Source organism: Dysgonomonas sp. PH5-45, assembly GCF_029893235.1.
Classification (GTDB): Bacteria; Bacteroidota; Bacteroidia; order Bacteroidales; family Dysgonomonadaceae; genus UBA1309.
In genome coordinates, this window is the sequence record NZ_JARXWE010000012.1 from 1 (window position 1) to 21,572 (window position 21,572).

Consider the following 21,572-nt stretch of genomic DNA (forward strand, 5'->3'; position numbering starts at 1 on the left):
GCCGATGGTACTGCTTAAATGTGGGAGAGTAGGTAGCCGCCAACTTAAATCAGAGAGAGAAAGTCCTTCACCAACATATAGGTGAGGGACTTTTTCGTTGTATGTATATACTACTATATACATTGGAGGTGGAGGTGTGTATTGAATATGATGGGGCTATCCCCGCATATATAACCCTCAAACCTTACTTTAGTAGAAGAATCAACAAATAAGAAAGCGCCTCTAAATATTTAGAAGGCGCTTTTATGAATTTTATATATGTGATGTTGATTTACATTTGTTGTGTTGTAGATTGTTCTACATTAAAGCCATCAACAAATAGTTTTTTGTAAATAGTGGCAGTACATCCCAAGCTTATGGGGTAATAAAGTAAAAAAGCTATGAATGAAAGTATTCCGCCAATGGTATCACCTAATAATTTGAAAATAAAAGTGGCTACCAATAGTATAATTCCTAACGCTAAATTAACAAAGAATATAGTCCATTTATAACCATATGTTGCCTGATTGCTTTTTACAAGGGCTTCGCTGGGCGAAACGCCTTTATCTAATAATATGAATATAGCTAAAGACCAGCCTATACCTATTATATATGCCGGAATAACCATAAATAAAGCAGCCGGAATCAGCGATAGCATCATTAAGCCGATAAGAGTGAAGAACTCACCCATATATTGACGGTATTTAGCGTCAAAAATAAACAAAGGAGAAATGACATGCCCTTTGCTCAGTTCAACAGGTATTGAGCATATTGCTATTGTTGTACCCACATTAAGGTAGGGTATCCAGATTGTGATAAGCCACAATATAACGGCTCCGATAAGCGAAGCGATGTTTTTTAACCCAAGAGCAAAGCCTTCTTGCAACACTCCTGCAACAGTAATTTTTCTTTCCATATTAAGTAGTTTTATAAAAATGAACTCTAAAATATGGAAATATTGCAAATAATGCAAATTTTTACTTTAAAATGTGAATCAGCGGCATACCTCAAGCTCCAATTTGTCTTAATTGGAATATGCTGAAAACATAATTAGCATGCTTATAATGCGATTTTTAAAAAGTAACTTCCTCGAAACAGGAGATAACATCGCGCCATATTTGGGGGATAGGCATTGACTTTCCTTCGTCGGGATTGTAATAAACGAATGTCGATTTGCAGCGGCAACGTACTTCGTCTGTGTCGGTATTTCTGATTTGTTGCAAAAATACTCCGCTTTTGTTGCCTAAGTGCATAATTTTGGTGTCGACCGCTATATTTTCTTTGTAGAAGACGGGCGAAAAGAAATCGGTTTCGGAGCGGGCCAAAACAATGATGCCATCGGTCCAGTTTACAACACCGGCTTTCATGTCTTCAAAATAATGGCTTTTTCCCAAATCGAAATAACTGTAATAAATATTATTATTGATATGCCCTATGGCGTCGATATCGCCAAAGCGTATTTGAATAGGTATTGTTTTCTTAAAAACCTCTTGAGTAATTTCCATTGTTGTTTTCATCTAAATATTATGTCTGCTACAACATCCATGCCGGCATGGGTGTTCAGTGTTTTTATCATTTTTTCTTTTGCCATCATCAACTCCGAACGCAGTACTGAAGATGATAGATGTACATAAAGCACACCGTTGCGTAAATATACGTTTGTGGTATACGACTTTACCGTTGCTCCGAAAAGTGAGTGCCAACCGGATATAACACGGCTTTCGGCTATCTTTTTGCGGAAAAACGGATTTTCTTCAAAATATTGCCGCAGCACTTCGCCTATCGATTCGGTATTTTTTTTTCTCATAGACTGCCGCCTTCTGTTTTGGTAACACTTCCCTGCTCCACAAAAAAGAGCCTGTAATCTCCACCTATTTCCCGTAGCATTTCCGAAAGATGTTCCCTGTTGGTGTCGGTAATGAAGATCTGTCCGAAGTTTTCTTGCAAAACCAGCGTTATTATCTGCTTCACCCGTAGAGAGTCGAGTTTGTCGAAAATATCGTCGAGCAAGAGTATAGGGGTTGTTATTCCCGCGTTTACCAAGAATGCAAACTGTGCCAGCTTAAAGGCTATGGCATAGGTTTTTCGTTGTCCTTGCGAACCTGTTTTTTTTATAAGGTATTCGCCCAGATGCATTTCCAAATCGTCACGATGTATGCCCGCCGTTGTGAACCCCAGAATGGTATCCCTGCCACGGCTGTCTTTGAGCATGGAGGCCAAATCGCTTTCGTGCAGTTGCGAGCGGTATGTCAGTTCTACCTTTTCGTTCCGACAGCAAATAAAGTCGTAATAACGTTGAAATGTAGGTGTGAACTGCTCTATGAAGTTTTTACGGCGGCTAAAAACAATGGCACTTTCGTTCACCATTTGTTCTTCCCATAGATCAAAAAGTGTATCGTCGGCCATTCCATTTCCGGTTTTCAGCAAGGCATTGCGTTGTTGCAGGGCTTTGTTGTAACGTATCAGAGCGTGCAGGTATTCTTTATCGAGTTGCGAAAGTACCTGATCCATCAACTTACGGCGGGTATCGCTCCCTCCGGTAATAAACTCCGTATCTTCGGGCGATGTCATGACCAAGGGTAACGTTCCGATATGTTCCGATAGTTTCTCGTATTCTTTTTTATTACGTTTGAAAACCTTTTTGTGCCGGCGTTTCAGGCTGCAAAGGAATTCTTCTTTCCTGCCCTCCACGTCATACCACCCTTGTATAAGTGCCATATCCGAGTCGTGATTGATATTCTGGCTATCAACGGCATTGCTATGGCTTTTGCAAAACGAAAGATAATAGATAACATCAAGCAGATTGGTTTTCCCCATACCGTTATTGCCCAAAAAACAATTCAGTTTGGGTGAAAACGAAAGCTCACTTTGCCCTATATTTTTGAAATTGAGAATAGAAATCCGTTCTAATATCATTCTTCTTTGTTTTGCTTCTGCAAAGATACACATTTATTAGTTTACATCGCCGAAACCAAGAGGAAGCAACTTCTGCTTCGTGAAAACTGAACAATAGTGCAACGAAATTGGTTTAAGATGAATGAAGATATGGCGATAGGTTCAGACTGCTTATTTAGAAACATTCTAATATTTTGTCTGAGCTTTTAACAATCAATAGGGCATATTTTAAGAAATAATGGCGTACTTTGTTTGCCTGTAATAAAGAATGATTCTATATAAGCTATACTGAAATAGAAATGCGGAATATTAAAAAAATTCTGGCCGTTGCCGAAACATCATACATCATCCGTAAAGGACTGGTTTATGCCCTGTCGCAGTTACCGATGGTAGCAAAGGTTGTTGAAATAAAGGATTTTGAAGATATAAACCAACAGCTTAATATCATTAAGCCCGATGGGGTAATAGTGAACCCGATGTTGTTTGGGCATACTTCAAAACATGATGTGAAGCAACAACTGAAGCTCGATAAAGAAACGGCAGTGGTGGCACTTGTCTATAATATGATTGACGAACGCTTCTACCGCTCGTACGATGCCGTGATACAGATAAACGATTCGGAGCGGAAGCTGGAAGAAACTCTTAGCAATGCGCTCAACGACAACAAAGAACCGGAATCGGGGCAAGAAGATTTGAGCGACAGGGAAAAAGAGATATTGATAAGTATTGTGCGTGGTATGAGCAATAAGGAGATTGCCGAGCATCACAGCATTTCTATCCATACGGTTATCACACACCGCAGGAATATAGGGCGTAAGCTTGAGATACACAGTGTTTCGGGGTTAACGATTTATGCCATTGTGAATAAGCTTGTGGATATAAAAGAAATAAAGTATTAATGATATGATAAAGGATATAACGGTAGTGTTCAACAAGTCGATGAAAATGTCTGACCTTATAGATGCGGACTACAACCTTTTATTGTTGCTCAATAAATTGAATATCCGCTTGGGGTTTGGCGAGAAAAGCGTTGAAGCGGTTTGCCGCGAAAATAACTACGATGCCGATTGTTTCATATTTTTGGCTAATTTGCAGACAAACAAGTCGGTAACCGACCTTCAGGAAACCTTCAATACATTGCCTCTGAAGCCTATATTGAAGTATCTGAAAGGCGGGCATTCTTATTTTCTTGAATACAAACTGCCTCATATCCGCCGTAAGTTGCAGGCTGTTTTTGTGCAGGAAGACACAAATCTGGCAAGCCTTGTAATGAAATTCTTTGACGATTATACCCAAGAGGTAAGAGAACATATGGAGTACGAAGACGAAGTGGTTTTTCCGTACATAGAGTCTTTGCTGAACGGGCAAAAACAAGATTATTCGATCGGTATATTCGAGAGTCGGCATAACGATATAGAAGAAACGGTGAAAGAACTGAAGCAAATATTAATGAAATATATTCCCGATATAAAAGACCAGAGTCTGATAACGAATATATTGCTCGATTTGTATATGTGTCAGTCCGAACTTCGGGAACATACTTTCCTCGAAGATTTTTTTACCATACCCCGTATTAAAGAACTGGAAAAGGAAATCTAAAAAAAGAAAACGCTATGATAGAGTACGATGTTATTAATAATGATTTGCAGAGCCGCTTTGAGGCTGCGAGCGATGGGCAGGTTATAGGTCTTGCCGATTATGTATTGAGGGGTAATAATAAGGTGTATATTACCCACACCGAGGTTGATGATGCTTATGCCGGACAGGGCATTGCCGCAAAGCTGACCGCTGCCCTTCTGGATTGGATAAGACAGAACGGGTATCGCTTGGGCGAAAGGCCTATGTGCCCTTATACGGCTGCTTATCTGGAGCGTTATCCTCAGTATAAAGATTTGTTGTAGAAGCTTCCTCTTCCCTTTTATTTGTTTGCAATTTCAATCACTTCAAGGTCTTTGATATTGCCTTCGTCAATCACGAAGCGGAGCAGGGTGCGTACTTTATGAAAGCCATATATTCCGGCTGCCCCGGGATTCATGTCGAGGCATCCGTATTGCTTGTCGTACATCACTTTCAGTATGTGCGAATGCCCGCAGATAAACAATTTTGGGGGATTAATACGAAGAACATCCTGTACGGCAGGAGCGTATTTTCCGGGGTAACCGCCGATATGGGTCATCAGCACGTCCACGCCTTCGAGCGTGAACCGGAGAGATTCGGGAAAGGCCGCGCGTACTTTCATATCGTCAATGTTACCATATACGGCACGGAAGGGTTTGAAGGCCTCGAATTTTTCTACAAGGCGCATCGAACCAATGTCTCCGGCATGCCATACTTCGTCGCACGGAGCAAAATACTGAACATATTTTTCGTCCCAATGGCCATGTGTGTCTGATAATAATCCTATTTTTTTCATCTTCGCTCCGTAATGGGTTTACTTATACAAAGTTAATAAACAAACTTTGTTTTATTTCATTCCGTAAGCAGATTCCGCGTAGAAACGATGGTACAGCAGAACATTAAACCTGCATTTGGGGTTATATATAAATAAATATATCGGTGGTGCATTTAGAAAATAAAAACTAATAATTCGAGAAATAAGATATATTCATTTTGTCATCCTGAGTGTAACGAAGGTTCTTAAATAAAAGACACAGAGATTCTTCACTTTGTTCAGAAAGGCAAATACTATAAAATATTTATAATAAGCTATTTGATATAAATTCTCTAAATACACTATGGGTTAAATGATTATCTGTATATTTTGAAACGGACAACACGAAATAGAATTCTTTACGGGGCATTGGCAACGGTATGTTTGCTCATTGCGGTAGGCTTCGCTTTGAATTGGTATCTGACACACCGGCTCGAAAGCATGCTGCGCAAAACGTTGAGCGAAAAGATATTGACTGCCACCGATGGCTTTTATCGTTTCAATTTCAACAAGCTGGATATAGGTTTTTTTGATGGAGAACTGAAAATAGAGGGCATAAGCTTAGAACCCGACAGCCTGCGTTTGGCTCAGTTGGCGGCAACCGATAGCTTGCCTTCAACATATGTGAGGGCCAATGTAGGAATGATTCACTTTAAGGGTCTGAACCTGGCGTGGATGACAAGCCGCCGGAAATTACATTTCGACCTATTTGAAATCAAGAACCCCGATATTCAGATATTGGATTCATCTACCTCGCAGGCGGTCACTGCAAAGCACGATAAAGCCAATAAAACCTTGTTTGATGTGGTTGCGCCCTTTATAGACGAACTTACTGTAAAGGTAATAAACCTTGAACATGCAAATATTTCGTATACGGCTTTGGGGGCGGAGGTGCGGGCAACTTATGCTCTGAAGGACGCCAGTTTCCATGCCTATAAGTTCCGTCTTGACGAAAATTCTGCTAAAAGCGGTAAACTGTTGTATTCCGAGAATTTCGATTTTCAGGCAAACACGCCGCAACGCTTGCTCGATAGCGAATATTTTTCGCTGAATACAGACAATATACAACTCAGTACGCGCGATTCGGTGATACTCATTCAAGGTATTCATCTGATTCCCTACGATACAGATACAACAGAGCATACTAAAAGCATAGATGCTAAAGTATCTTCGATAGCCGTCAGGGGGATTGTTTTCAGCCGCCAGAATTCGCTCAATTATCTGGATGCGAATTCTTTTGTGATATCCGACCCCGATATTTTTCTGGCAGAAAAGAAAACAGGGGTACGCGATACACAGGATGATGAAATGTCGGATTTCACGGAATTCGAGGCTGATACAACCAATCAGCCGTGGTCTGTATATAAGATGATTAAACCTATTTTGAGAAGGGTATCTGTCAAGGAAATCAGGATAGATGCCGCCAAACTGAAATATACTGTTTCGACAAAAAATGGTATGGATACATACACGGTCAATCGTTTCGATTTTAATGCGCATGATTTTCTTGTCGATTCGCTTTCCGACTCCCGAAACCATTTTTGGTATACCTCTCATTTTATGATTGATGCCCAGAATATAAACGGAGAGGTACAGAGTAACAATCACAAGATAAATGTAGGGCGTTTCACCTTCGACATGATTAACCGCTACTTCGATATCAAAAATATCGAGGTGTCTCCTTTGTCAAGAAAATCGGAATCGGACTATCTTGATGGCACAATTGCTTCGATAAACGCTAAAGAACTGACCATAGAAAAAGGCATAGAAGCCGACGAACTGAATATTGTATCGCCAAACATAGAATATTTTAAACTGGGCAGTTCCTCCAAAACGTCCGTCACTGCTGCCGATACGCTTAAATTGCCCGTAGGTAAGGCCAAGAAAAATAACGCCTTAGGCCTTATTGAAGTATTTGTGAACCATCTTGCCATAAAACGAATCAGTTTGATGGGTGCAAACTTGGCTTATAACGACAGAAATGCCCGCATGAGGTATCGGTTGAACGATCTGAACCTTTTTGCCACAGATTTTTTCATGAATCACGAAACTCTGAAAAGGCAAGACCTGATATTCGATTATGAGGATTTTGGCCTTAGCTTCAGAAACTTCAACAATGTGCTGCCCGGTGGCCATTACAGACTGGTAATAGCCAATGCAAATATACAGAGCAAGGGTGGGGTGGTGCGTTTAGAAGGCGTCGATTTTGTACCGCAGGAGGGGAAATGGACTTCAGTTCCTCCTGTTTATTTAAGCCTTAAAGCTCCTTTGCTAGAAGTTAAGGGGGTGAACTTCGACCTCAAAAAAGAAGTGAATCGTTTTGATAATCTTTCGCTTGTCAATATACAGTCGCCCAAATTGCGGATTGTAAAGACCGCAGCCTCTGGCGCAAATAAAAAAACAGGTACGGCGTGGGAGGGGGATATCTTATCCCAGCCTCTTAAACTTGCTTTACTTAACCTGACGGATGCCGATATTGAATACGCTGACAAAACCAGCGGGCAGAATATGACTTCAACTTTCAAGACGTTTAAGTTGAAAGACATCAGTCTTGCTTCCGGTTCCCGGTTGAGAGTCGATGACCTTTTGCTCGATTCGCCTTCGTTGAAAATTACGGCAGGCGCACAAAACAATGGTACATCGGGCGGTTCTTCCACTCCGTTTTCCGGAGATATTGGCATAAATAAGGCGAATATCCGTAATCTGAATTTTCAGCAGAATAGTTCCGATAGCAGGTTGGCTGTTTCGCTACCTCAGTTGCGTATCGAGAAAGCACTCTGGAACACCTCTTTGCTGGAATTGGGTACGTTGAATGCCGAAGCGCCTCATATTGATTATAAAGTGCTTGGCAAAACACATGCCGCAGGAAAGGAATCGACAGAAAAATTCGATATTTATAAGCTTCTGGGTACTTATGCCGATAAAATATCTGTCGGAAGTATAAATATCAGTAACGCCGAACTGAACTATCAACACAACAAAACAAATAATGCTATAACCAAACAGAAGATAAATAAAACAAATTTTGGGTTGGAGCAACTCTCGGCCAATAACAAACAGCGCACAATGAGTTTGGGCGACCTTTATCTCGATACCGAAAATCTGGCGATACCTGTCGGTGATGGGTACTACACGCTCCGCTTTGGTAAAATAGCCGTCAGCAAGAAAAACGAAAGCCTTTCGGTGAGCGGCATTCACCTCGATCCATCTTATAGCAAAACGGAATTTGCATACAAGCATCCACGCCACAAAGATTGGTTCGATGTGCGGGTGGGTGGCCTAAGGCTATCGGGCATTGATGTGCCCCGTTATTTTTCGGAAAATATATTGGATGCTAAAAACTTGCATGTGAACGATGTTTATTTAAAAAACTTCAAAAACCAGCAAATTGAAATAGAGCATAACATCATGCCCATGATTTACGAAGGCTTGCAAACTCTTCCGCTTAAGTTTAGAATAGCAACGACGGACGTTAAGAACTTCAATGTTGAATACGAAGAGTTGCCCAAAAGCGGGAATGTTGCCGGAAAGATTTTCTTTACCGATATGAATGCTACTATTCCTGAACTGACAAACATCGCATCGCAACCCCATCAGTTTATCGACATAAATGCCGATGGTAAGCTAATGGGCGAGGGGTACTTCACCGCAAAATGGCAAATACCTGTCGATAAAAGTTATGACAGGTTTCTTTTAGGTGCGCATTTGCATAACTTTGATTTGCGAGAGTTGAATCGCCTGATAACCCCTATGGCTCCTGCCAAGGTGGTTAGTGGCACTGTTAAGGATGTCCGCTTCAACATAGATGCCTCGAGCCTTGGCGGAAAGGTTGATATGACGATGCTCTACAATGGATTGAATATAAATATATTGAAGGATTCGGAGGGGAAAACTCCCAATAAATTTATTTCGGGCTTAGCCAATCGGGTTATAAAGAGAGATAACCCCGACAAACCTAACAAGAAACCCCGTAGTTCGCATCTCGAAATTGAGCGCGACCCCTATCATTCCACATTCAATTATATGTGGCAATTGTTGCGTCCGCCGTTGGTAGAGTCGGTAGGGATTTCGCAAGGCAAGCAGAATTTCGTGAAGAAAGTTCAAGGCGTTTTTATCAGTGTCCGTAACTTCTTCTATCCTTCCCGAAAAGAAAAAAAGGACAGCAAAGAAAAGGAATAATGATGTTCGCCAAAGTGTGTTTTATTATGAAAAGGTATGTCCCTTTCGAGTGATAATAGCCAAACAGAAAAATGGAGATTTATTTAAAAAGCTCGTTTGCGTTCACGTTTTGGCGTTGAGCCTCGGTTGCTCTTTCCCATTCATGTTTTTTCATTCCGCTCATGCCAGCCACAATATTGCTGGGGAACAAGGCTACGGCATTGTTATAGTCGGTTATTGAGGCGCTCAGAAAGCGTCTGCCTGCCGCTATTTGTTCCTCGCATTCGTTAAAGCTGTATTGCAGGTTTGTAAACTGTTCACTGGCTTTTAATTGCGGGTAGTTCTCTACCTGAACCATCAGCTGTTTCATAATCTTGTCTATTTCTCCGTCTCTCTGATACTCTTCCGAGTTGCGGCTTGGGGTTCTCAGTTGGGTGATTTTATCCAAAGTATCTCTTTCGAAGTCCATGTATTGCCTTACGGTAGCTATCAGGTTGGGAATTAAATCGTTCCGTTTAATGAAGAGGGCGTCCAGTACAGAAAACGCGTTGTCTATCTGATTTTTGCGCTGTTTCAGCTTATTGTATGCCGAGATGTAAACTAATATTACTATTAATACTATGGCAACTATGGCTATAAGTGTATAATTCATGTCAACTCAATGTTTTTAAGCGATAATGCAATCGCTGTTATTTTAATATAGATTACAATAAATACTTACAAAAAAAATGTATATATTTAAAATGTTGAAATATAAATATTTAATGTGGGTTATCCCCAGATTTTGACATTCAGCTTCAGGTCGTCGATAATGGCAAACTGATCTCTGATTGTTTCGTAAAAATCGACCAACAGTTTATTATCATCCTTGGTTAGCGAATCGAAGAAGCCTACCCCGAATTTCGTGTTTTTACTGTTGTTGGTTATTGTTATTTTGTTGTTGTTGAAAGCGATATAAAATTCGCCTTTAGTCCGTTTGGCTATGTTCTTGATACGTTCCATTGTAGAAGGCGTCAGTATATAACGGGCTTCCACCTGATCGGTTCCGTAAACATCAAACATATCCATGAATTCCGGATCTTCAAGTTTAATCTTTTCGTCTGTAATGTGTGTATATCCGGAGCTGCCTTTTCGAGGTTTGATATATACGGAAGAAGAAAATTTCTTGTTGAATTTGGCTACAAAAAACTGTCCGGAAAATACACTATCGGGTTTGTCTTTCTCGTCAGAGAAGTTACGTTTGTGTGTAACCCACAATTCGCACATAATGAAAGGTACGCCATTGTGTCGGCCTGATATCTGGTCGTTTCCGTGAATGTTGTAATTTTTTTCTTGGTATAGTCCGCTTTCCAAAAATTCGGGTAAGCCCACATGTCCCATTGGCATATATTCTACCGTAGGGTTTATAAATTTAATGATTTTGCGGAATACAGTCTCATTCAATGAATTTCCGGCTGCCGCAGCGTATATGTCGCTGTCAGATACACTTTGTGTTCCTGTTGTTTTCTTATGTTTCCACCTCACGAAATAGCTGTATCCGAATCCGATAGCTGTTATTCCTCCGAAAAACAAAAGAAGTAGCGGGGTAGAACTTGCTACCGAATAATCGCCTGCGGCAGCTCCCTTAATGCTCGAATAATAATAGTATCCTGCAATACCTAAAACGGCAAGTATTACAACAGGTACAACAATCATCGTCATTTTGCGGGTGAATCCCCGTTGTTTATCTATCTCTACTATGGTGTCTTTCAGATTTTCGTTGAGAAAAGTTCTGAACTCTTCGGTAGTTTTCAGAGGGGTTTGTATTTTCTCAACTTCTTGCTGTGTGGATGTTTCGGTATCGTCGTCGGCATATAACGCCCTCTTTATTTCGTTCAACTTTTGTACATTGCCTCCACTGAGCAGGATTTTCATGTCGGCCAGATAAAAGCTATTTATCGGCAACAGATATGGCTTTACATCATTGTCGAGGTATATGCTGGCCATTGTTACCGGACATAGCTTAATATTTACTTTAAGTAGGGGGATGGTTACCTTATATTCTTTCGAATCGTGCACTGTTGTAGCTTTCGCTCCCGATTCTATTCTTGATAGCAAGTCTTCTATTTTCTGTGGGCGTTTGCTTAGTTTCCATATATGATAGAATGGGTATATAACAGCTCCACACATGATGGCTATTAATACATATTTTACATACCAAGGGTCGTGTTCCCTTCCACCGAATGCCTCGGATAGTGCCTGAATAGGGTTTGTATTGGTGGCATAAAATAAGAATGCGATTAGCCCCAGCACCAATAGCACGATGAAAGAAATGATTCCGTAATTGATAAAGATAAGTCTTCTGTCTCGTTTGTGTTCTTTAATAAAAAGTTCGCGTAGTTCTTGTATAGTCATAGTTTTGTGTAAAAGAATTTAAGAATAAAAAACAAAGATATAATTATTCATGAAGAATACTTCGTTTAAACCATCATAAATTTACAAAGATTCTTCGTTACACTCAGAAGCAACTGTTGGCTCCGCCAATTTTTAACCAAAGGGGTGTATGTAGTTAAATGACAGATGATTGATTTTATTGACAGTGCTTATACAGCCGCCCCTGATAGGTTTCTCTTTGAGCGAAACGTTTCAGAATCTTTGCCGTGAATTCATAGTTTTTCAGTCCCCAATCGGGAGCGATAAGCAACTCTTTGGGCGATTGCGACACGAAGCGTTCTATCACAAAATCGGGATTCAGCCGCTCGGCAAAATCAATGCAGAGGTCAATATACTCGTCCACTTCAAACAGGTTGAACCATTCGGGGTGCGCTTCGTACTGCTTGGCCATGACCGTACCGCGAATCAGTTGCAATTGGTGCAGTTTCAAGGAGGTAAGGGGCAAGGCCGATAGCTTATCGACATGCGACAGCATCAGCTCGCGGCTCTCACCGGGTAGTCCCAGAATTATATGCGCTCCTGTGTAGATTCCTTTTTGGGCTGTGCGGTGTATGGCTTCCTCGCTTTGGGCGTAAGTGTGACCACGATTGATGAATTGTAGGGTAGGGTCGAAGGTCGATTCCAGCCCGTACTCAATCATCACGAATGTGTGTTTTTTTAGTTCGGCAAAGTAGTTGAGCAGTTCGTTGGGCATACAATCGGGGCGTGTCCCCACAATTATACCCACCGTATCGGGGTAGCGCAAAGCTTCCTCATAAAGGGCAATCAGCTTCTCCAGACTATCGTAAGTATTGGTGTACGACTGAAAGTAAGCCAGATATTTCATTTGCGGATACTTTCGGCGGAAAAAAGCCACGCCCTCGTCCATTTGTTCTGTAACCGAACGCCGAGGGCCTCCGTACGCGGGGCTGAAGCTCTGATTATTGCAATAAGTACATCCGCCCACGCCTTTTGTTCCGTCACGGTTGGGGCATGTAAAGCCGGCATTGACCGATATCTTCTGAACCTTGAAGGGGAATATACTGTTCAAAAAATCGCTGAATTCCTTATATGGTTTCTTAGGTGTCATTATTTTTTTCTAACCGGTTGTAAAAATACAAAACAAAACGAGATAACTCCTTTGGGGTTACCTCGTTTTTGTATCATAAAAGATTATTTGTTGGTAAGAAAATTAGTCGATGTAATCAACAGTTTCTTCGCCAATCATCTTACGTAGAGTATTTTTAAGCTTCACGTATTGGATAAACAAGTCGTGTTCCGCAATCTTATCGGGAGCGTGCATTGGGCTCTTGAAGTAGAACGACAACCATTCTTGGATACCAACCATACCTGCGCGTTGAGCCAAATCTGTGAACAAAACAAGGTCAAGACACAAAGGCGCTGCAAGGATAGAGTCTTTACAAAGGAAATCCACTTTCAACTGCATTGGGTAGCCCAACCATCCGAAGATATCAATGTTGTCCCATCCTTCTTTATCGTCTTTGCGAGGAGGGTAGTAGTTGATACGAACTTTGTGATAAACGTTTCCGTAAAGTTCAGGATACAATTCGGGTTGAAGAATATTGTCGATAACCGAAAGTTTAGACTCTTCTTTTGTTTTGAATGAACCCGGATCGTCAAGAACTTCTCCGTCGCGGTTACCCAAAATGTTAGTAGAGAACCATCCGCTAAGACCCAACATACGAGTTTTGAACATAGGCGAAAGAACTGTTTTCAACATGGTTTGCCCTGTTTTGAAGTCTTTACCGCAGATAGGAGTCTGAGTTTTTTCGGCAAGCTCCCACATGGCAGGAATATCTACCGTTAGGTTAGGAGCACCATTGATATAAGGAACACCTTCGGCAACAGCTGCATAAGCATAGATGTTTGAAGGAGCAATATCTTTGTGGTTTTCTTTCAAGCCTTTTTCGAAGGCAGCAAGAGTTTTATGCACATCGCTAAGTGGAGTGAAGACTTCTGTACTACCGCACCAGATAACAACTACACGCTCGCAATTGTTGTCAGCTTTAAATTTGCGGATATCTTCGCGAACCTGTTCCATCAAGTCCCATTTTGTAGCACCTGTCTTAACCCATGTACCATGAAGACGTTTCACGTAATCTTGGTCAAAAACGGCTTTCATCGGTTTGATGGCTTGCATTTCGTCTTTCACCTTGTCAAGGTCGTCTCTTGTCAAAACTTCCGCATGGCGTGCGGCTTCGTATGCGTCTTCTTCGAAGATGTCCCATCCGCCGAATACGATATCGTTAAGACTTGCCAAAGGCACTGCGTCTTTGATTTTAGGGAAGCGGTTTTCTTCTCTTTTACCCAAACGCATTGTAGCCAATTGAGTGATAGACCCCACAGGTACGCCCAACCCTTTGCGAGTGATCAACGTTCCTGCCATAAAGGTGGTAGCAACAGCTCCAACACCAACAGAAAGAATACCAAGTTTACCTTTGGCTTCTTTTAATTGTACTTTTTCCATTTTTTTTAATTAAATATTAAAATACACTGCAACCCGCAGCAATCCTTTAAACAAACAGGCTCGAAGCCTATATAATAGATTAGCTTCGGCAAGCAATCCTCCATTTATTTTATTCTCCCAACCCGGGCTTTTCGGCCATACAAACGGCGTCCATTATTAAATCGGAGAGCTTGCGACTCTAAAGTACTACCAAATAAGTGTTTTTTCAATCAATCTGAAAAACGGATTTCAACTCCATGAAATCTGTTATTACAACGTCGGCCGTAGCTTCGGGATCGTCGTCGCCCCATCCAAGTCCTTTCAGCCAAATGGTTTTGCAACCGTTTGCCGTAGCGGGAATGATGTCTTTGGTGTGCGAGTCGCCGATAACTACAACTTCGTTGGCCGGCAACGATAAGGCCTCAACTCCCAACGCGAAAATAGCAGGATCGGGCTTGCGTACGCCAACAACAGCCGATTCTATTATCCGGTCGAAATGGCGATCCAGCCCAAAGTCTTTCAGTACTGCCGAAACATTACCATAAAAGTTCGAAACCAAAACCATAGGATATTTGGCATGAAGTTTTTGTAAGACTATTTCTTCTTCCGAAATCAGATTCCGAGCAAAGTTATAACATTGCCCCGAAATAGCAAGGCTATAAGTATTTGTTTTACTGTTTATTTCTAAAAAATTGTTTTCAACAAGATATTTAAGTTGTAAATCGATCTTTTTTTTCAGCAAATCGAGGAACGTATCTTCGGGTTTTATAACAGGGTTCTTTGCCAGATAACGCTCTGCATATACATACGCCTCGCGAAACTGCTCTTTAGAAACGGGCACGCCCGTATCCTGATAAGCTTCCCAAAGCACTTCGGCCCAGTGCTTACCGTTGCTGTCGATAGTGCCTCCGTAATCGAATATTATTCCTTTTATTTTTGTGATGTCTATCATTTAAGTTTTTGGTTATTTATCGTATTCTCCACTAATTATTTTTTCGGAGAATATTTTGCAAATCTTTTCGTGCTTGCTCTGCATATAGAGCAGCAAAATATTCAGTATTGTCAGTTCAAAAACAAAGTATATCCAAGGCATACTCACCAGCATTGATATAAAGAGAACGATGGCGCGTACGTTGAACGACAGTATGTTTGTCCATTTCATCAACGGAAGGCTTTTCTGGCGAAAGTCGTTTCTGAACTTTTCGGGGGCTGTTTCCCCGAAACGAACCTCAATAAGCCGGAACATTTCCTGAAAACGAGGCGTCCAGTTTTCCTGTCCCCGTGTATAGCTGCCATAAAAAAATGCTACAAGCTTCGAGAAAGAGTTTTTAGCCCACGACAGAGATTTGTATCGTGCTTCTATTTCCTTCGAATTGTCTAACTCGCTACCCGATTTTCCTTTCAGGAACAAGAGATGGATGTTCCGGTAATAATCGGCCATGGAAGCTTGTTTTGAATGGCACAGGCCGGCAATAGCCGCAAAACCCCATATCCACCAACCCCACTCAGGCATCAGCCGTAGGCATATTGCAATGTATATGGATGCAAACCAGAGGTCGCCCGCAAAGCCGTCGAGTATGCGCCCAAGGGGCGAAAAATTCTGAGTCATGCGCGCCAGCTGACCGTCGGCACTGTCGTACGAGTTGGCCCACACCAAAAGAAGTATGCCCAACAGGGTTATCCATATATTACCTTCAAAATAGAAGCAAACGCCCGACCCTACTCCCAGAAATATACTGGCTATGGTAACGGCATTTGGCGTGATACCTAATTTTTGGAATAATAATGCCCAACGGTAACCGATGGGACGGTAGAAGTATATGTCGATAGGTTCTTCCGTATCGGACGATTTCAGGGTCGATTCCAAGGAGGGTATTTTCTGCTCCATTTCTCTTATATAGTTTTTATTCCTTGTTTAATTTTCTGATAATCTGCTTGTGAATGCACTCCGCTATCTTGGGTGCGGCTTCGTCACGACATGGGGCAAAACTGGGCCAGTCGTTAAAATCGATGATTTTGAAAGACCCGTCGCGATTTACAACACAATCGCCTCCGTAAATCTTGATGCCTAACACTTCGCCGGCCTTGTCGCAAGCTTCTTTCAGTTCTTTTACGGAGAATGAATATTGATGCGCCTCTCCGTTTATTTTTTCGAGCCCGAATTTACTATGGCTCAAATCGAAGGGATAAAAGTAAAAGAAATAATCGGTATCGGCAACACCGTAAAACTTCACCAAATCGCCAACAAGATGCTCGTTGACAACAGCATTGGGAATATTTCTGAAAGCAAATTCTTTGATGATGGACTTTGCCTCCGATATGTTGCGGGCAAAGGTCACGTCCTCCCGGTGGATGGCGTGGAAGTCGCCCCGTTTAACCCAAAATGCTCCGGCATTCATCTCTTCGAGCTGCGAGGAGGGGTCTTCGTTTGTGTTGATAATAAAACTGTCGGGGTGGGGTATATGGTTATCCATTAGTATTTTGGTCATCCTGCCCCGTGTGCAGTTTTCGATGCCGTAGCCCGAGTTTATGACAAGCGAACCCGCGTCTTCCAACCTTTTGAGCCTCTTTATGGTATTAACGTCGCGTGCCATATTGAAGATGAAGTCTTCGTTAAGGTCGCTGAATACGAATTCGGGTTCGGTGTAGTCATGGACTTCGTACCCAAATTTAAGAAGAGACTCGACGGTCAGATTGAAAATCATGCCATCGTTGCCAATATGGTTGGGCGAATATTTTGTTTGTCGTTTAACTCCGGTCAATTTTATCTTTGACATGAGACGTATCGTTTTTTATTGTGAGTGTAATCCTATTTATTATTTCTGCTATGAGTTCAAAAACGCTTCGGCCTTTGCTATATCCCCGGCGTGGTCTACGTCCACTATCTTGGGGAATGGATGTGCCTTCAGCCGTAGTCCGTCGGCTACCAGCTGGCGTTGGAAATTGCGCATACGCGATTGCCCCGATTGCAGGCAGCCCTCGAGCGTGTCGATGGCTTTTGGCGTAAGCCCGTATATGCCACCCGATATGTATTTGCACGAGTCCGATTGGTCAAGGAAACCTGTGATGTTCATTTCCCTGTCTACATCCACATACAAGGGTTTTTCGTCGTCTATATAATCGGTCACGGCCATCATTCCGTCGGCTTCTGACGAGATAAAGGCGTTGATATATTTTCCGAAATCGTCTTCTTTAAATATTGTATCGACCGTTGTGAGGCAAAATTTATCGTTGCGCAAGAAGTTACGCAATTCGTAAAAACTGTGCATCGAACTGGGGGTAGATTTTACAATAAGGTTAAGGGGGATGTTCAGTTCTATTTGTTTTACAAACTCTTGAACCTGCGTCATTTCCTCATTCACGATAATACTTATCGACTTTGCGTTGTTGGCCGAGAAAATTCTGACAAGACGGGCTATCATTTCCGTCCCGTTCAGTTTTACGAGGGGTTTGGGTAGTTTAACCCCTTCTTGGGCTAAACGCGAACCCTCGCCGGCGGCTATTATTGCGTAATTCATTTCAGAACGGTTCTGATATTGGGGATTAATCTTCGTTATCTTCTTTTGTCAGGTCAAGCACTTCGTTGTCTCCGCCTTTTTCGTGGTAAAGTTTACGCAGCGGATTGGCATACGCTTTCTCGTAGTCTTTACGGTTGTTGTAGGTATCTATTGCCATGTAAATAGCGTATCTGAACGAAACCTCGGAAGCCTCATTCTTACCCGCGATATTATACGCCGTGCCGTGTGCGGGCGATGTACGTATGATTGGCAATCCGGCAGTGAAGTTTACGCCGTCTTCCATTGCCAGCGTTTTGAAGGGCGCCAACCCTTGGTCGTGATACATGGCAATGATTCCGTCGAATTTCTTGTAATAGCCCGACCCAAAGAATCCATCGGCAGCATACGGACCAAAGCAGAGTGTACCTTTTGCCGAAGCTTCGTCCAATGCCGGTTTTATTATATCGTTTTCTTCCGTTCCCAACAGCCCGTTTTCTCCGGCATGCGGATTCAACGAGAGAACGGCAATACGTGGTTTACCTATTCTGAAATCGCGTTTGAGCGATTCTTCAAAAACAGATATGGTATCCACTATTTTTTCTTTTGTAATGTTTGAAGGCACTTGAGCAAAGGGCAAATGACCTGTAACCAGAGCGATGCGCAGGTCGTCTTTTGCTAAAATCATTAAAGATTTTTGTCCTTGCCCGGCAAACTTGTTTTCCAGATACTCGGTATGTCCCGGAAACTGGAATCCGTCTTGCTGTATGTTGTCTTTGTTGATAGGTGCTGTTACCAGAACGTCTATCAAACCTTCTTTCAAATCGGCGGTGGCACGTTCTAAGGCGGCAAGCGAAGAATCGCCCGCGGCTTTTGCCGATTTGCCTAAATCAACTTTGATATCGTCGGGTACACAGTTTATGATATTCACTTTGTTGAAGCTGGCATCGGCCGCATTTTGTATCAGGTTGAATGCTACGGGAGGCAGTTCCAAGGCTTTGCGATGGTATGCCGCAACTTTTGTGGAGCCGTAAATGACGGGAACGCAAAGCTCCGTCATGCCTGCATCGGCAAAAGTTTTAAGGATAACTTCGTACCCTATGCCATTTATATCTCCGTGTGTGATTCCTACTTTTATCATGCTTTATTTCGTTTTTTCTTGTATAGTTTCTTTTTTATTCTTTAGGGTCGACAGCATTCCACAGGCGGCAAAAATATCTTCGCCCCGCGACGAGCGTATGGTGCAGGTCAGGCCTTTGCTTGTGAGGTAATCTCTGAAGCTTTCCATTGTTTCTTTTGCCGATGTCCGTAAATCGACTCCGGGAATGGCGTGGTAGCGGATGAGGTTTACCCGGCAATCCAGAGCGCTGAGTATTTTTACCAGTTCGCGGGCATGCGCCGGCGAATCGTTGAAGCCGCTGAACATTATATATTCGAACGACAGCCGCCTTTGCTTTGACCAATCGTAGCCACGTAGCAGCGACAAAACTTCGGATAGCGGATAAGATTTTTCGCAAGGCATTATCTCTTCCCTCTTTCCGGCAAAGGGCGAGTGCAGGCTTATGGCCAGATGTGCGGAAGTTTCGTCCAAAAACAACTTCAGTTTGGGGGTAACGCCTGTTGTTGAGAGGGTTATCCGTTTGGGACTCCATGCAAAACCATAGTCGGCGGTGATGATGTCAATAGCCTGTTTTACCTGCGGGTAGTTGTCGAGAGGCTCACCCATCCCCATAAAGACGATATTGGTAAGTTTATCGGCTTCGGCAACAGAGCATATCTGGTTGATGATTTGATTGGACGTGAGGTTACCCGAAAAACCTTGTTTACCCGTCATACAAAACAAACAGTTGAATTTGCACCCCACTTGCGATGAAACACACAGGGTGTATCTGTCATCGTCGGGAATCATAACTGCCTCCACCGATTTTCCGTTGCCTGCCGGAAACAGGTATTTCACTGTCCCGTCAACCGAGCGCTTGCTTTCGGCAGGAGGAATTCGTCCCACATCGTAATTTTGCTCCAATAGGGTACGGTTGGCCAGCGAAATATTTGTCATTTGGCCAATATCCGTAACTTTCTTTTTGTAGAGCCAATCGGCAATCTGTTTGGCGGCAAACCGGGGCAAACCACACTCGTGGGCGACCTCTTTGAGCTCGTCGAACGTCATTCCCAGTAAGTGCTTTTTTTCTGCCATATTTTTTTACAACCAAATGCTTACACTTGTTTTTTGGCAAGAGTAAGCATTTGTGCTAATAGTTTTATATTGAAACCGTAATTGACATTTTCTTTATTTTTGTCATGCTGACAGCAGGAAGCATCGGTTTTTAATAGGATTTTTCACTGCGTTCAAAATGACAAAGAGAACGTTTTTTAATGTTCGTAATTACAACCGTTTCTGAATATCTTCGTGTTCTTTTTCAAAACCCGGTTTATTCAACAGAGCGAACATGTTTTTCTTGTATGCTTCTACGCCCGGTTGGTCGAACGGATTCACGCCGAGCATATAGCCGCTAATTCCGCAGGCTTTCTCGAAGAAGTAAATCAATTGTCCGATGCAATGCTCACTCAACTGGGGTATTTCTATCTTTATATTTGGAACGCTACCGTCTACATGGGCTAACTGTGTTCCCAACTCGGCCATTTTGTTTACGAAGTCAACACGCTTGCCTGCAAGGAAGTTAAGCCCGTCCAGATCGGCTTCGTCGCTTGGTACTTCCAATGTATTGTTAGGACTGGCTACCGAAATTACGGTTTCGAAAATACTACGTTCGCCTTCCTGTATCCATTGTCCCATAGAATGGAGGTCGGTAGTGAAATCGACGGCAGCGGTGAAAATTCCTTTGTTTTCCTTGCCTTCGCTTTCGCCATACAGTTGTTTCCACCATTCTGCAATGAAGTGAAGCTTAGGGTTGAAGTTGGCAAGTATTTCAATCTTTTTTCCTGCCTTATACAGTTCGTTGCGGGTAACGGCATATTGTTCTGCCAAATTATCCTCGAAGGGTACATCGGGAGCGGTGTTTTTTTCCATCAGGACAGCTCCGGCAATGAGCGATTTGATGTCTAATCCGGCGATGGCGATAGGCAGCAATCCTACGGGTGTCAGCACCGAAAAGCGTCCACCTACATTGTCGGGGATGACATACATTTTATATCCTTCTTGTTTTGCCAAAGTATGCAACGCACCACGGGCAGCATCGGTTATGGCAACGATACGCAAGCGGGCTTCGTCTTTGCCTACGGCGGCTTCGAGTTGTTGCTTCAAGATACGGAAAGCAAGGGCGGGCTCGGTTGTTGTGCCCGATTTTGATATATTGATTATCCCGAACGATTTGCCTGCAAGGTATTCTTTCAGCTCGTAAAGATAGTCTTCGCCGATGTTTTGTCCGGCATATACTATCACAGGGTTTTCGCGGTCTTTTTGCAACCAGTCAAAGGAATTCGATAGCGATTCTATAATCGCTCTGGCACCAAGGTAAGAGCCTCCGATACCAACCACCACAACTACCTCGCATTTGCTGCGCAAGGCGTTTGCCGTTTGTATTATATCGTCCAGATGGGCGTTTGTTATTGATGAGGGTAGATTTACCCAACCCAAAAAGTCGTTGCCTTTTCCTGTGCCTTTGTGCAACGCTTCGTTACATTGTTTTGCAGAAGCAGCATTGGCTGCTATTTGACCTTCGCCTATAAAAGGCAACGTCTTATCTATATTGAGACTGATAACTTTGTTGTTCATAAC

The 21,572-nt window shown here is 42.5% G+C and carries 20 protein-coding genes; 4 read left to right on the forward strand and 16 right to left on the reverse strand.

Annotation, left to right across the window (positions count from 1 at the left end; all coding sequences use genetic code 11):
• Positions 1 to 271: 271 nt before the first annotated feature.
• The 4 genes from M2132_RS05920 to recF all read right to left on the reverse strand — a co-directional run bounded on the left by M2132_RS05920 (position 272) and on the right by recF (position 2,895).
• Positions 272 to 895: a hypothetical protein gene (locus M2132_RS05920; RefSeq protein WP_280672280.1), complete on the reverse strand. Its 624-nt coding sequence runs from the start codon at positions 893 to 895 to the stop codon at positions 272 to 274.
• A 157-nt stretch (positions 896 to 1,052) separates the two neighbouring features.
• On the reverse strand, positions 1,053 to 1,484 hold the full coding sequence (locus tag M2132_RS05925) for a thioesterase family protein (RefSeq protein ID WP_280672282.1): 432 nt from the start codon (positions 1,482 to 1,484) through the stop codon (positions 1,053 to 1,055).
• Between the two features lie 8 nt (positions 1,485 to 1,492).
• Positions 1,493 to 1,786, reverse strand: a complete 294-nt coding sequence (locus M2132_RS05930) for a DUF721 domain-containing protein (RefSeq protein WP_280672284.1) — start codon at positions 1,784 to 1,786, stop codon at positions 1,493 to 1,495.
• Positions 1,783 to 2,895 carry a DNA replication/repair protein RecF gene (gene recF, locus M2132_RS05935; protein WP_280672286.1) on the reverse strand — a complete coding sequence of 371 codons (1,113 nt, stop codon included), beginning with the start codon at positions 2,893 to 2,895 and terminating at the stop codon, positions 1,783 to 1,785. The genes M2132_RS05930 and recF overlap by 4 nt, the downstream gene beginning before the upstream one ends.
• A 278-nt stretch (positions 2,896 to 3,173) precedes the next feature.
• Between recF and M2132_RS05940 the strand changes: the two genes are divergently transcribed.
• The 3 genes from M2132_RS05940 to M2132_RS05950 are packed head-to-tail and all read left to right on the forward strand — an operon-like array spanning position 3,174 to position 4,775.
• A complete protein-coding gene (locus M2132_RS05940; protein WP_280672288.1) occupies positions 3,174 to 3,773 on the forward strand; it encodes a LuxR C-terminal-related transcriptional regulator in 600 nt (199 codons plus the stop codon).
• A gap of 4 nt (positions 3,774 to 3,777) precedes the next feature.
• On the forward strand, positions 3,778 to 4,473 hold the full coding sequence (locus tag M2132_RS05945; RefSeq protein WP_280672290.1) for a hemerythrin domain-containing protein: 696 nt from the start codon (positions 3,778 to 3,780) through the stop codon (positions 4,471 to 4,473).
• Between the two features lie 14 nt (positions 4,474 to 4,487).
• Complete coding sequence (locus tag M2132_RS05950) at positions 4,488 to 4,775, forward strand: GNAT family N-acetyltransferase (RefSeq protein ID WP_280672293.1); 288 nt, start codon at positions 4,488 to 4,490, stop codon at positions 4,773 to 4,775.
• A gap of 17 nt (positions 4,776 to 4,792) precedes the next feature.
• On the opposite strand, the gene M2132_RS05955 is transcribed toward M2132_RS05950, so the two are convergent.
• A complete protein-coding gene (locus tag M2132_RS05955; RefSeq protein WP_280672295.1) occupies positions 4,793 to 5,287 on the reverse strand; it encodes a metallophosphoesterase in 495 nt (164 codons plus the stop codon).
• A gap of 348 nt (positions 5,288 to 5,635) precedes the next feature.
• On the opposite strand from M2132_RS05955, the gene M2132_RS05960 reads away from it, so the two are divergent.
• Complete coding sequence (locus M2132_RS05960; protein ID WP_280672297.1) at positions 5,636 to 9,484, forward strand: hypothetical protein; 3,849 nt, start codon at positions 5,636 to 5,638, stop codon at positions 9,482 to 9,484.
• A gap of 79 nt (positions 9,485 to 9,563) precedes the next feature.
• Here M2132_RS05960 and M2132_RS05965 read toward each other — a convergent pair whose 3' ends face one another.
• The 11 genes from M2132_RS05965 to M2132_RS06015 form a co-directional block, all read right to left on the reverse strand.
• Positions 9,564 to 10,115, reverse strand: coding sequence for a LemA family protein (locus M2132_RS05965; protein ID WP_280672298.1), 552 nt, complete (start codon positions 10,113 to 10,115; stop codon positions 9,564 to 9,566).
• Positions 10,116 to 10,234: 119 nt separating this feature from the next.
• The gene (locus M2132_RS05970; RefSeq protein ID WP_280672299.1) at positions 10,235 to 11,857 is read right to left on the reverse strand and encodes a DUF3137 domain-containing protein; all 1,623 of its coding nucleotides are present in this window, start codon (positions 11,855 to 11,857) and stop codon (positions 10,235 to 10,237) included.
• A gap of 175 nt (positions 11,858 to 12,032) precedes the next feature.
• Complete coding sequence (locus M2132_RS05975) at positions 12,033 to 12,965, reverse strand: TIGR01212 family radical SAM protein (RefSeq protein WP_280672300.1); 933 nt, start codon at positions 12,963 to 12,965, stop codon at positions 12,033 to 12,035.
• A 102-nt stretch (positions 12,966 to 13,067) separates the two neighbouring features.
• Positions 13,068 to 14,363, reverse strand: a complete 1,296-nt coding sequence (locus tag M2132_RS05980) for an inositol-3-phosphate synthase (protein WP_280672301.1) — start codon at positions 14,361 to 14,363, stop codon at positions 13,068 to 13,070.
• Positions 14,364 to 14,568: 205 nt separating this feature from the next.
• On the reverse strand, positions 14,569 to 15,294 hold the full coding sequence (locus tag M2132_RS05985) for an HAD family hydrolase (RefSeq protein ID WP_280672302.1): 726 nt from the start codon (positions 15,292 to 15,294) through the stop codon (positions 14,569 to 14,571).
• Positions 15,295 to 15,306: 12 nt separating this feature from the next.
• The gene (locus tag M2132_RS05990; RefSeq protein WP_280672305.1) at positions 15,307 to 16,230 is read right to left on the reverse strand and encodes a CDP-alcohol phosphatidyltransferase family protein; all 924 of its coding nucleotides are present in this window, start codon (positions 16,228 to 16,230) and stop codon (positions 15,307 to 15,309) included.
• A gap of 16 nt (positions 16,231 to 16,246) precedes the next feature.
• On the reverse strand, positions 16,247 to 17,119 hold the full coding sequence (locus M2132_RS05995) for a hypothetical protein (protein ID WP_280672307.1): 873 nt from the start codon (positions 17,117 to 17,119) through the stop codon (positions 16,247 to 16,249).
• Positions 17,120 to 17,167: 48 nt separating this feature from the next.
• The gene (locus M2132_RS06000) at positions 17,168 to 17,860 is read right to left on the reverse strand and encodes a sugar phosphate nucleotidyltransferase (protein ID WP_280672308.1); all 693 of its coding nucleotides are present in this window, start codon (positions 17,858 to 17,860) and stop codon (positions 17,168 to 17,170) included.
• A 25-nt stretch (positions 17,861 to 17,885) separates the two neighbouring features.
• A complete protein-coding gene (pdxA, locus tag M2132_RS06005) occupies positions 17,886 to 18,977 on the reverse strand; it encodes a 4-hydroxythreonine-4-phosphate dehydrogenase PdxA (protein ID WP_280672311.1) in 1,092 nt (363 codons plus the stop codon).
• Positions 18,978 to 18,980: 3 nt separating this feature from the next.
• Complete coding sequence (gene rlmN / locus M2132_RS06010) at positions 18,981 to 20,030, reverse strand: 23S rRNA (adenine(2503)-C(2))-methyltransferase RlmN (protein WP_280672313.1); 1,050 nt, start codon at positions 20,028 to 20,030, stop codon at positions 18,981 to 18,983.
• A gap of 189 nt (positions 20,031 to 20,219) precedes the next feature.
• A complete protein-coding gene (locus tag M2132_RS06015; protein WP_280672315.1) occupies positions 20,220 to 21,569 on the reverse strand; it encodes a glucose-6-phosphate isomerase in 1,350 nt (449 codons plus the stop codon).
• Positions 21,570 to 21,572: the final 3 nt, after the last annotated feature.